The 13,211-nt window shown below is 73.4% G+C and carries 3 protein-coding genes; 1 reads left to right on the plus strand and 2 read right to left on the minus strand.

The window, feature by feature from the left end; translation table 11 throughout:
- Positions 1-5 precede the first annotated feature (5 nt).
- The gene (locus GA0074704_RS18560) at positions 6-9,668 is read right to left on the minus strand and encodes a calcium-binding protein (RefSeq protein ID WP_157743719.1); all 9,663 of its coding nucleotides are present in this window, start codon (positions 9,666-9,668) and stop codon (positions 6-8) included.
- 202 nt (positions 9,669-9,870) lie between these two features.
- Between GA0074704_RS18560 and GA0074704_RS18565 the strand changes: the two genes are divergently transcribed.
- Positions 9,871-11,844, plus strand: coding sequence for a M14 family zinc carboxypeptidase (locus tag GA0074704_RS18565; RefSeq protein ID WP_456299211.1), 1,974 nt, complete (start codon positions 9,871-9,873; stop codon positions 11,842-11,844).
- Here GA0074704_RS18565 and GA0074704_RS18570 read toward each other — a convergent pair.
- Entirely contained in the window at positions 11,814-12,890 is a 1,077-nt protein-coding gene (locus GA0074704_RS18570) for a hypothetical protein (protein ID WP_088971676.1), read from the minus strand. The genes GA0074704_RS18565 and GA0074704_RS18570 overlap by 31 nt on opposite strands.
- Positions 12,891-13,211: the final 321 nt, after the last annotated feature.

Genomic DNA, 13,211 nt, shown 5'->3' on the forward strand with positions numbered 1-13,211 from the left:
GTCGCTCAGTCGGTACAGGACGGACCGTCGAAGTGCCCCGGGGTGGTCGGGAACGCCGCCCCGGCCCCCTGGTCCGGGTTGTCCCGCGGATAGACGTAGGACAGCTCGATGAAGGCCGAGGTGCCCGCCGTGGTGACGTCGGACGGGCTGCGGCCCGCCCCGGTCGCCCAGGCCAGCCTGGTCAGGAAGTCCTGCATGGCCGGGCTGTGCTGCCGTACGTCGTTGAACCCGCCGTACGCCGCGTTGCAGTGGGTGAACAGGTTGTACGCGCCGTTCCAGTCGAAGAGCCGGTCACCGTTGTTCGGCCCGTTCTGCGTCACGTCGCCCTGCAGCACGTCCCGGTCCCAGCCGCCGTACATCCAGTCGGTGCCGTGGTGGTGCTGGTTGTCGGCCGGGTCGTCGTTGTCCAGGCCGGTCAGCTCGAACCAGCGGCACGGGTCGATCGTGCCGGACGTGGTGTCCACCGGCCAGGCGCCGGCCGCGCAGTTGCCCGGGTAGGCGCCGCGCGGGCGGAAGTCCAGCAGGTCGGCGCCGAGCATCGCGGTCACCGCCGGGCCGCTGGTGGCCCCGGCGCCACCGAAGAGGTGGTCGACGTACTGGTCGTGGTCGCCCCGGGCGGCGGCGCTGAACACGCCGGCGACCAGGCACTGCGGGTTGGCCGCGTCCAGCACCCGGTCGCAACCCTGGCCGCCCCAGAGCACGTCCGCGCCCTCGCCGCCGAACACCTCGTCACCGCCGCTGTCACCGTTGGCGATGTCGTCGCCGAAGCCGCCGTGGATGTTGTCCGCGCCGGGCCCGCCCCGCAGGACGTCACCGGCACCGGAGGTCAGTCCGGCGTACGGCATGGGCGCCGACGTCGCCGACCCGATCCAGGCGTCCCCGTCGGTGTCGTGCAGCAGGTCCACCCGCCGGTCGTAGTCGCCGGCCCGGAAGCCGGTGTACGTCTCCTGCGGGGTGGACGACAGCGTGGTGGTGAAGCCCAGCGCCGCCACGTCGTCGGCGTTGAGGTACTGGTTCACCACGCCGCCCCGGTCGCCGAGAATGGCGTCCCGGCCGTCGTCGCCGTACACGGTGTCCGCACCGAGTTCGCCGAGGAGGTCGTCGTCGCCGGCCCCGCCCCGGATGGTGTCGTCGCCGTCCTGGCCCCAGACCCCGTCGTTGCCACCGTCACCGTAGAGCTGGTCGGCGCCGAACGCCCCGGCCGGCTCGCAGGTGGGTTGGGCGGTGGTGCAGAACCGGGTGGACGGGCCGGGCAGCGCCGGGTCGTGGGTCCGGACCACCGTGGCGTCGGCCGGCACCGCGCCGGTCGGGTACCGCTCGGTGTAGACCCGCTCCACCTGCCTACCCGCGACCGTGGACACGGTCCGCAGCAGCGAGCCGTTGTCGCCGAGCACCACGTCGTCGCCCCCGTTGCCCTCGATCACGTCACCGGTGTCCCGGAACCCGGCGGCCGCGCTGCCGCCGATCAGGTCGTCCTGCCCGGCCGGCGCGCCCGCGCCCACCAGGTCGGCCGCCGCCGACGGCTCACCCGGCCAGCCCGGATCCGGCAGCGGAGTGACCGTGGACCGGCCGGCCGCGCCGAGCGGGCTGTCGCCGCGTAGCGCGTCCGCGCCGCCGTTGCCCTCCAGGTAGTCGCCGTCACCGTCACCGGTCAGCGCGTCGTCGCCGTCCTGGCCCCAGAGGGTGTCGACGCCGTCGCCGCCGCTGATCCGGTCGGCGCCGTACCGGTTGGCGGTGGCCGCCGCCCGGTCCAGCAGCACCACGATCCGCGGGCCGAACGCCGTCGCGTCGGCCGCCGCCCGCACCGTCACCGGGGTGGGCTGCTCGCCGGCCAGCGGGCGGAGCACCGCGCCGTTGTCGCCGATCACCGCGTCGGAGCCGGGTCCGCCGAAGACGGCGTCCGCGGCATCCGGCTGGCCCGTCGTGGCCGCTCCGGTCCCGTCGTACGCGGTGCTCGAACCGCCGACCAGGTCGTCGTCACCGGAGTCGCCCTCGACCCAGTCGGAGCCGGGACCGCCCTCGGCGAAGTCGGCACCGCCGTCGCCGCGTACCCGGTCCGGTCCGCCCTGACCGAAGAGCACGTCGTCGGCGTCGCCACCGGAGATCAGGTCACCGCCGCTGGTGCCGGCCGCCGGGGTGAACCCGAGGTCGAGCAGGGTGACCCTGCGCTGCGGGCCGGTTCGCCCCTGGGTGACCCGGGTCGCGTCGGTGGTGGCCGGCGCGAACCGGGCGTTGTCCCCGGCGATCAGGTCGGTGTCGGCGTCGCCGTAGAGCTGGTCGCCGCCGTCGGGCCGGCCGGTCCCGGCGGTCGGCTCCTGGCCGGAGCCGCCGACGATCTCGTCCCGGCCGAGGTCGCCGTGGACCAGGTCGGCGCCGTTGTTCCCCTCGATCTGGTCGTTGCCGCCGTCGCCGTTGATCCGGTCGTCGCCGAGGCCGCCGTAGGCCACGTCGTCGTCCCCGCCGCCGGAGATCACGTCCCCGGCGCCGGCGCCGGCCACGTCACCGGCCAGGTCCAGCGGGTACGGCCCGACGTCGCCGACGCGCGCGGTGCCGTTGTCGCCGACGATCCGGTCGGCGCCCTCCTCGCCGTAGAGGAAGTCCCGGCCGTCGGTGAGCCCGGCGGCGCGTCCGCCGCCGTAGAGCACGTCGGCGTCAGGGCCACCGAAGACCTGGTCGCCGCCCTCGTCGCCCTCGGCCGTGTCGACGCCGGGGCCACCGAAGAGGCCGTCGTCGCCGGCGTTGCCGAAGAGCAGGTCGTCACCGTCGTCGCCGAGCAGCTGGTCGACGCCGGGGCCACCCCAGGCCCGGTCGGCGTCGCCGCCCAGGTGCAGGGTGTCGTCGCCGAGCTGGCCGCAGGCGCGGTCGGCGCCGCCGCCCAGGTCGGCCCGGTCGTTCCCGCCGCCGGCCGAGACCACCTCGACCCCGGAGCCGCCGAGGATCAGGTCGGCCGCGCCCTGGTCGGCGGGGGTCGGCTGGGCGTCGGCGGAGGTGGCGTCGGCGCAGGTCTCCGCCGGCAGGTGCCGGTCGCCGAAGACCGTCGCCCCGCCGTCGCCGCCGATCACGTGGTCGCTGCCCAGGCCGCCGACGAGCAGCTTGGCCTGCGACTGCGTGCCGGACGGCAGCGGCTGGTGGGTCACCTCGCGGTACGGCCCGTACCCGTCGGAGGCGCCCGGCGCCCCCACCGAGGAGGGTTCGGCGATCACGTAGTCGTCGGCCGGGCCACCGAAGATCTGGTCGGTGCCGTAGCCGCCGACGAGCACGTCCTCGCCGCCGTAGCCGTACAGGTGGCCGGTCTGGCCGTTGGCCGAGTGCGAGACCACCAGGTCGGTGCCCGCGCTGCCGTACACGGTGTCCTGGCCGGCGCCGGTGTCGACCTGGTTGACCAGGCCCACGTCGCCGGCGCCGGTCTGGTCGGCGTCCGCCGGGACCGTGCTGTCGTACGCGTGGATGGTGTCGTCGTTCTTCCCGCCGTTGACCGTGTCGCCACCCGGCCCACCGACCAGCGTGTTCTTCCCGTTGGGCCGGTCGTCGAGGACGACGCCGAGCACGTCGTCGCCGCCGTTGCCGTAGACGGTGCTGGCGCCGTGGCCGACGGTGACGTGGTCGGTGTCGCCGGTGGCGCCCTCACCCGGGGCGGTCAGCGTCGTCCAGTCGATCAGCCCGCTGAGGCTCGTGGAGCCCACCCCGGTCTGCACCGGGGTCGCCGGGCGGTCGGTGCCGCCGAGCGTGCTGTCGCCGGCCACCACGTCGTTGCCGTCGCCGGTGGTGACGGTGTCCTGGCCCGGGCCGCCGGCGACCCGGGCGACCTGGCCGGCAGCCTCGGCGGTGACGATGACGTCGTCGCCGCCCCGGCCGTCCACCCAGGCCGGTCCGGTGCCGGTACGGATCTGGTCCCTGCCGTCGGAGCCGATGACCACGGCCTCCTTGTCGAACGTGGAGGTCTTCGTCCCGTCGCCGCCGGTGTCGCCGTCGCCGAGCATCAGCACCGACATCGACGTCTTGGCCGCGTCGGCGACCTGGTATCCACGACCGTCGACGACCACCCGCTCGAGGTTCGGGTCGAGGAACTCCTGCTTGCGGCCGAGGGCCTCCACCGCGAAGCCGTCGAAGCCGGCGTCGCCCGTGGCGTAGTGCAGCGCGTACACCTTGATCACGTCACCGGCGTAGGTCGGCTTGGTGTTGTCCCAGGCGCTGTTGCCACGCTGCGCGTCCTTGCCGAACCTGCCGGCGAAGACCACCAGGGTGTCCCCCACCGTGCCGCCCAGCTCGGGTGGCTTGGGTTTGCAGTCCGGTTGTGCCCGGAAGTCCAGCAGGGTGGCGTCGACCAGGGTGAAGTCGAAGGTCTTGCTGAACAGGAACAGGTCGATGGTGATGTAGACCTTGAGGAACACCGACAGCTGCCCGCTGGTGGTGAACAGGCAGATCGGGTTGACCAGCAGCGCCTGGAGGAACTCGCTGGTGCGGAACTTGCCGTCGTTGTTCGGGTCGTTCCAACTGAACCCGACGGTGAGCCGGATGCCGCCCTGGATGCCGGCCTTGACGATGAGCACGCTCACCTCGGCCCCGGCGGCGATCTCACCGCGCAGGGTGACCACCGGCACGGCCTTGCCGGTGCTGTCGGCGGTCTTGAAGTAGAGGCCGTCGAGGAGGCTGACCGCGTCGACGGCGGTGCCGTCGTTGGCCGCCTCGATGGCGTGCCGGATGCCGGCGGTGTCCAGGCCGGCGATGAACCGGGCGGTCACCGAGGCGCTGCCGGCCAGGGTGATCATGACCGGCGGCGGCGCGTAGACCGGGCCGAAGGACTGCCGCCAGCTGAAGCCCAGCGTGAGCGGGCCGGAGTCGAAGCTGACCAGCTCGACGTCCTGCCCCATCAGCAGCCCGAACAGGGAGCCCGGGTTGTCGAAGATCGGGAAGCTGAAGCCGGTCTTCTCCGCGGTCGACTTCGTCTCGCCCGCCTTGGGGGTGAACAGCTTGTCCCCGTCGCCACCGGCGGCGTTGTCGATGGCCTGCTTGACCGTGGTGTCGGACGGCGCCTTGGTCAGGTCGGAGGCCCGGTCGATCAGGCTCTCCGCCGACGCCGGGGACGCCTCGGTGGTGAGGGCCTTCGCGGGGTCGACCAGGAACTGGCCGAGCGGGATGGCGCAGCCGGTGTCGCAGTCCAGGTCCTTGTTGACGAAGTTGATCACCTCGCGGACGGTGTCGACGAACCTCAGGTCCGGGCCGCCGCTGAGCGTGCTGAACGTCTTGGCCAGCCAGACCAGGGTGATGTCGGGACCGCCGGTGGCCTTCGACAGGTCCGACAGGACCGGGATCGGCGCGTACAGGGTGTCGAGCACCGGCTGGAGGGGGCCGGTGACCGTCTTGAGCTTGGCCACCACCGGCTTGAGGATCTTGTCGAAGAAGGCCCCGGCGTCCAGCTCGATCTCGGTGAAGGTGACCTTCAGGCCCTGGTCGACGCCGGCACCGGTCGCCTCCAGCTGGCCCTGCTTGTGGGTGAGCGCCCAGCTGAGCCCGAAGCGGGCGCTGATCCCCGGCAGCGCGGAGCCCGCCTCGTCGCCGGTGTTCACCACCGCCTTGAGCTTCCAGTCGATGTCGACCTTCGCGGTGAGGTCGGTGGCGAGCAGTTCGCCGAGGTCACCGAACTCCGCGAGGGTCAGCTTCGCCCCCGGGTCGCCCGCGCAGGCGACGGTGTCCGTGGGGTCGAAGCAGCTCTTCTCCTCGGGTGAGCCCTTCAGGTCGACGCCGAAGTACGCCTTCACCAGCGGGTCGGTCTTCTGCTTGGTCGCGTTGACCTGGATGAAGGCGAGCTGCGCGGCGAGGTCACCGGTCATGTCGAAGTTCGCGCCGATCTGCACCTCGGGCGTGGTGTCGCCGTCGTGGGTGGGGACGTAGAAGCCCTCCTCCCGGTCCAGCACCAGGTCCAGGTGCAGCTTCCAGCCGAGCTTGGCCTGGATGCCGTCGGTGGCGCCCTTCTTGGCCTTCAGGGACAGGCCGGGGATGCCGAGATCGAGCGGCACGTTGACGCCGAGGCAGCCGTTGTCGGTGACGTCCGTGCAGCCATCGGCAACGGTTGGCGCGCCGCGCGAGGTGGTCAGCTTGATCCTGATCGACTGGAAGTCCTCCGGCTTGCACGGCACGGTCACCCCCGAGCGGCAACCGACCACCACGCTGACCCCGGAATCGAGGTCGGCGAGCACGTCGTTGAGCGCGGCCTGCATGCCGGCGCTGTCCAGCGTGGCGTTCGCCAGCACCGGGCCGATCGCCGCCTTGACGTCCGCGCGCAGCTGCGCGACGAACTTCTGGCCCTGGGCCAGGTCGTCGCCGACCAGGGGTAGCTTGCCGTCGAAGCTGGCCAGCCGCAGCGCCTCCTCCACCTTCGCCAGGTAGCCGTCGATGCCGACGTTGAAGTCGGTCAGCTTCATGGCCAGGTTGGCGAAGCAGGAGTCCAGGTTCGGGGTGCCCGCCGTCGGGGTGAGGTCCAGGCCCATGGTGAAGGTGAACAGGTTGGTGGCGTCGGCCGGCTCGCAGTTGTTGACGTACAGCGGGGCCCGGGCGCAGATCGGTACGGTCGTGCCACCCACCCCGCCGCCGCAGTCGGTGCCGGTGGTGGTGAACTGCGGGGTCACCGCGAGCAGGTTGCTGATCGGCCCGTCCTCGGTCAGCCCGCCGAGGCCCACGCTGAGGTTGGCCCTGACGGTGGCCGGGTCGGTGTCCTTCTTGCCCAGGTCCAGGGCGAGCGGGCCGACCCGGGCGGCGATGGCCCCGTTGGTGATGCCGCCGGAGACGGTCACCCCCGCGGAGGAGGTGTGGTCCAGCAGCGGCGCGGAGTCCAGCCGCAGCGGCAGCAGCAGCCCCAGCTTGGCGTTGGCGCTGACGTCGAGGGCGAACGTGCCGGAGCTGTCCAGGCTGACCAGGTCCCGGCCGCCGCCGAAGCCGACGTTGATCGGGCCGCCGGTGTGGAAGTCCCGCTTCCAGTCCAACCCGATGCGCAGGAACGGGCCGCCCTCGCGCTGGTCGAGGGTGAAGCTGACGCCGCTGCCCGTGCCGATGGCGCGGTTGAGCACGTCGAGGGCGTCCTGGAGGTTGTCCGGCGGGGCGGCGAGCAGCGTGTCCAGCGCGTCGGCCAGTTCCGGCCGCAGGGCGTACGCGGTGCCGTCGGTCGGCTTCGGGGTGCCGGCCGCGTCGATGCGCAACGTCTGCCCGTCGATCCGGTCCAGCACCCGGTACGCCTGGCTGCCGATCACGATGGTCCGCCCGGCGAGCTTCGGGTCGAACGCCGAGTCGCTGTCGCGGGTGCCGTCGTGCAGCGTGAAGTTCGCCCCGTCGGCGGCGTACGTGACGTCGCCGCCGACGCCGCTCTCGTCGGCGCCGAGCAGCTGCCGCGCGGAGCGGCCGATCAGCGGGATCTCCTTGTCCAGCGGGCCGCTGCCGCCGGCGGGCTGGGACAGCGCGCTGTTGACCAGGCGCAGCGCCTCGACCACCACCGCGAAGAGCGCCTTCGGGTCGTCGGGGTCGAAGTCGACGGCGAACAGGCCGCTCAGGCCGGAGGTGTTCACCACCGGCTGCTGGCCGGCGATCCAGCTCACGTCCACGCCGATGCCCTGCCCGAGGGGGCCGGTGTCGCCGGGGACGCCGACCTTGACCCGGCCGGTGGTCTTCACCGACGAGGAGACGGCGAACAGGCTGCCCGGCTCGGACCGCAGCTTCGAGAACAGGGTGCCGAGGCTGATGTCCTGGGCCTGCTTGAAGGAGACCTGGAGCATGCGCTGCCCGGCGGTGGCCGGGCCGACGGTCAGGTCGCCGCCCAGCTTGACCTTGAGGAAGCCGGCGGTGGCGTAGAAGTCGACGCCCGTGGCGATCGGGAAGTCGGCGGTGAACAGCGGCACCGCCGGGTCGGTACGCAGAAGCACCCGGTCGGCGTTCGCCGCCGGGCTGCCCAGGTCGTCGCGCAGGTCCAGCACGAGGGTGACCGCGGCGCTGTAGCGGGGCTTCACCCTGGCGAGGCTGGCCTGGGCGTTGGCCACCCGCAGGCCGACCTTCCTGTTGTCGTCGACCGGGTCGGTGAACGCGCTGGCCAGCTCCACCGCGCCGATGTTCGGGCTGGAGCCGCTGATCACCCAGACGCTGTCGTTGGTGGGCTGCCCACCGATCCAGGGCTGGGCGAGGGTCACCGAGTTGGCGGTGTTGGCCTGCACGGTGCCGGCGGAGGTGCCGGCGACCACCCGCTGTCCGACCAGGGCGCCCGGGGTGAACCGGTCGCCGGCGACGGTGAAGCCGTTCGCGGTGTACGTCGCGCCGCGCCCGGACGTCGAGGCGGCACCCGGGTCCAGCGGCACCTCCACGGTGGACTCGCGCTCCAGCTTCACCCGGAACGTCAGCTTGTCGCCGGCGAAGGCGAGGCCGTCCACCGGCAGGCCCTCGGCGGCGAGCAGCGCGACCAGTTCCTGGATGGAGGAGAACGTCGGCTGCCCGGCCTGGGCCGGGTCGTCCTTGCTCGGGTCGAACGCGGGATCGTCGGGGCGGGGGTGGACGTGCTTCTTCAGGAACGCGGTCAGCTTCTCGTTGACCTGCACCGCGTCGGCGAAGGTGCCCTTGAGGAAGGGCAGGTCGAGGTTGCCGGCCGGACCGCTGCGCTGCACCCCGGAGAGCAGGGTGGCGAGCTGGGCCAGGCCGGAGGCGAGGTCCAGCGGGCTCATGTTGCGGAACTTCGCGATGGTCTCGTCGAGGCCGGTGGTGGTCACGGTCGGGGCGCCGGCGGCGATGTCGTTCCAGTCGACGGCGACGGTGGCCGCGATGGCGGGCAGCGCGAACGGTGCGCCGGAGGTGGCCGCGCCGAGCTTGATCACGCCGTGCACCGAGCCGGGACCCGCCTCGGTCTCGGTGTCGGAGATCCGGCCGCCGCCGGAGCCGTCGAGGGACGCCTGGACCAACCCGGCCAGCGAACCGGTCGCGCCCAGCTCACCGGTGTTCGCCCCGGCGGCGGTGTCGAACGCCAGCTTGCCGTCACCGTTGGGGTCGGTGAGGGTGACCTTCACGTGGGTGCGGGCGGTCAGCGAACTGCCGGCGGTGAGGGTGACCCCGAGGATGCCGTACGCGGCGGTGGCCTTGTCCAGGTCGGCGCGCAGCCGCGCCGCGGCGTCGATGTCGATGCGCGGGGTGTCCCCGTCGCGCACCAGGTACGTCTCGCCGGCGGCGGTGTGCCGGGCCCGCAGGTGCAGGGTGGCCCAGCCGGTGACGGTCGCCGCCTTGTCCAGCGTGACCCCGCCGACGGCGAGGTCCCGGTCGGCGACCTCCCGTTTCGTGGTCAGCAGCACGTCCAGCAGGTGGTCGCCGCCGCTGGTGGTGACCTGGCTGGTGAGCCGCGTGCCCCCGCCCAGGTCGACGTCGTCCCTGTTCAGGCCGGTCGCCAGCGCGTCGGAGGCGGCGCGGGCCAGATGGTCCGCGTCGACCAGCGAGCCGGGGCTCACCCCCAGCAGCGGCAACGGCTGGGCCAGCAGGCCCACCCGGTCCAGGCCGCCCTCGCTCCAGGTGGCGGTCCGGGCCATCAGGTTCTTCAGCGCGGTCTCCCACGCCTCGTCCGCGTGGGCCGGCGCCGCCGTCCACACCAGAGCCATCGCGGCTGTCACCACCGTGGCGGTCGCCGCCGCGAGCAGTCTCCGTAGAGCCACCTGAGCCACCTTTCTCGGACGGCCGTCACCGACGGCGCGGCGTCAGCACATCGGCCACTCAGGAAACTCTCAACAACTGTGTCGGCAGCGTGACACCGCGTCAGGACGAACGGCCGAGCCGGACCGCCGGGACGGGCCAACACACTGGTCCCGCGGGTCGCTCCGTGCCCGTCGCACCGCGCCCGAACCCGTCCACCGAGCCCTGCCGGGAGGCACCGTGCCGCGTCGGATCCCCACCCTCTGCGCCGCGCTGCTCGGCGGCGCCGCCCTGCTGGCCAGCGCCACCGCCGCCGCCGGCGCGCCCGTCGACCCCGGTCCGCGCGCCGCCGCCACCGCCGACCCGGACGCCGCCGCGCCGTACCGGGTCACCCATCTCAAGAGCCAGGCCGACGTCGACGCGGTGGCCCGCACCGGCGCGGCCATCGACCACGTCGAGCACGGCGAGCTGACCGTCAGCGCCACCCCCGCCGAGGTACGCGCCATCACCCGCCTCGGCCTGCGCACGGTGGCGCTGTCCACCGCGCCGGAGGTGGGCACGATGGCGTTCCCGGCCGCCGACGCGGCGTACCACGACCACGCGGAGACCATCGCGGCCGTGGACGCGATCGTGGCGGCCCACCCGACGATCGCCAGCAAGCAGGTCATCGGCACCTCGTACGAGGGTCGGGACATCGTGGCGTTGAAGATCTCCGACAACGTCGGCGCCGACGAGCCCGAGCCGGAGGTGCTGTTCACCGCCAACCAGCACGCCCGCGAGCACCTCACCGTCGAGCAGGCGCTCTATCTGGCCGACCAGCTCACCGGCAGGTACGGCGCCGACGCCCGGGTCACCCGGCTGGTGGACAGCCGGGAGTTCTGGATCATCCCGATGGTGAACCCGGACGGGGTGGAGTACGACATCGCCACCGGGACGTACCGCAGCTGGCGCAAGAACCGGCAGCCCAACAGCGGCAGCACCGCCGTCGGCACCGACCTGAACCGCAACTGGGGCTACAAGTGGGGCTGCTGCGGCGGCTCGTCGAAGTACCCGTCGTCGGACACCTACCGCGGGCCGTCCGCCTTCTCCGCCCCCGAGACGAAGGCGGTGCGTGACTTCGTGCTCGGCCGCCGGATCGGCGGTGTCCAGCAGATCAAGGCGGCCATCGACTTCCACTCCTACTCGGAGCTGGTGCTCTGGCCGTTCGGCTACACCAGCGCCGGGGTGGTCACCGGGATGACCGCGGACCAGAACCTGATGTTCAAGACCATCGGGCAGCAGCTGGCCGCCACGAACGGCTACACCGCCGAGCAGGCCAGCGCCCTCTACGTCACCGACGGGTCGATCGACGACTGGCTCTGGGGCGACCAGGGCATCGTCAACTTCACCTTCGAGCTGTATCCCACCGACCCGACCGTCGGCTTCTATCCGCCCGCGTCGGTGATCCCGACGGAGACCGCCCGCAACCGGGAGGCCGTGCTGCTGCTCTCCGAGTACGCCGACTGCCCGTACCGGGCGATCGGCAAGGCGGCCACGTACTGCCCGTCGCCCGACGACTTCACCATGGCCGCCAGCCCCTCCACCGGCACCGTCGCCGCGGGCGCGTCGGTCACCACCACCGTCACCACCACGGTCAGCGCCGGCAGCGCGCAGCAGCTCACGCTGAGCGCCAGCGGCCTACCGGCGGGGGCCAGCGCAATCTTCTTCCCGCCGACCATCACGGCCGGGCAGAGCGCCACGATGACCGTCACCACCGCGCCCGGCACCACCCCGGCCAGCTACGCGGTCACCGTCACCGGCACGGGCAGCGTCGTCACCCGCTCCACCACGTACGGGCTGGACGTCGACGGTCGGCCGGGCTGCACGGCGAGCAACGACACCGACCTGACCATCCCCGAGCTGGCCAGCGCGGCCAGCCCCGTGACGATCGGCGGCTGCGCCGGCAACGCCACCGCCACCAGCAGCGTCGAGGTGCACATCGTGCACCCGTACATCGGTGACCTGGTGGTCAGTCTGATCGCGCCCGACGGCACCGAGTACGTGCTGCACGACCGGGCCGGCGGCGGTGCCGACAACATCGACCGGACCTTCCCGGTCGACCTGTCCAGCGAGGTCGCCAACGGGACCTGGAACCTGAGGGTCTCCGACGAGTCCTTCGGCGACAGCGGTTACCTGGACCGCTGGTCGCTGTCGCTGTGAGCGTGTGGAGGGACCCCCGAGCCGGGGTCCCTCCACACCGTCCCGCCCGTCCGGGGCAGCATCGGGCAGCGCGGCCGGGTGAGCCGCTCGTAGCCGACCACCGCCCGGCCCAACGCGACCCCCCAACCGAGGAAGACCAGCTCGGTGCCGGCCACCGCCCACCCACGCCCCAGCTCCGCCCAGGTGGTCCGGCCCCCGGCCAGCGCCGCGCTCATCAACCACACCCCGATCAGGCCGTACGAGGTGAGCGCCGACGCCACCACACCGGCCGGGGCGAGCACCAGCGCCCGGGGCACCGGACGGCCCGCCCACGGCGTCCAGCGGGGGAACTCCTGCCCCCACCGGTGGGCGAGGCCGAGGGTGAGCAGCCCGCCGAGGGCCGGCCCGGCGGTGACCGCCACGGCGATCGCCGGGGACAGGTCCCGGCGGGCGGCGGCGAGCACGTCGGCCGGGACACCCAGCGGTACGCCGCCCAGCCACAGCAGGTGCGGCAGGGTGAACCCGAGCAGCGGCAGCGCCGCGGCCGCGTACACCCAGCCGCGCAGCGGGACCGGGACGGGGCGCGGTCCGGCGGCGTCGGGATGGCCGCACCCGGGCCGGCGCGCGGCCACCGCGACCCGCGCGAAGAGCAGACCCCCGGCGAGCAGGAGCAGCCGGTTGCCGACGTCCCGCCAGTCGGTGGGGTGGCCGGCCGCGGCGGCGGGCAGCTCGAAGAGCAGGTGTCCCGGGAAGGAGAGCACGACCAGCGCCAGCGCGGCGACCGAGGCCGGCCAGGCGACGAGCGGCCCCCGGCGCCGCAGCGCGACCACGGCCACCAGCGCGAGCAGTCCGCAGAGGACGACCGCCACCCGGCCCTCCACCGCCGACAGGCTCACCACCCGGTCGGCGTCGCAGCCGGTGGCCAGGTCGGCACGAGCGGGTGGCCGGGTCCGGTCGCAGGCGGTCCAGCCCCACCGGCCGCCGCACGCCCAGTAGAGCCGGACCGTGCCGTAGCCGGCGGCGAAGCAGAGGGCGGCCCGGGCACGTCGTCGCTGTCTCGTCAGCACCCCTCCACCGTCCCGGCCGGACGATGTGCCGCCCTGGCCCGGCGGCGGGATCCGCCTCCCCACCGGGAGGGACGGCCCCGGCCAGGTGGGCCTGCTCGGCGCGCTGGCCTGGGTGGCGTTCCTGCTGATCGGGCGCCTGGTGGGCCGGCTGGCTCGGCATCGGCCAGCTCTACGCGGTCGGGGCCTCGGTGGCGTCCTGGTGCAGCTGCTCACCGCACCGGTGTCGCTGGCCGTGAACGTCGTCGCGCACCTGGTCTCGGCCGCGGGGCTGACCCGCGTCCCGGCCCGGCCCGCGGCCGGACTCGACGGGCCGGCCCAGCC

This window comes from Micromonospora siamensis, from assembly GCF_900090305.1.
GTDB classification, from domain to species: Bacteria; Actinomycetota; Actinomycetes; order Mycobacteriales; family Micromonosporaceae; genus Micromonospora; species Micromonospora siamensis.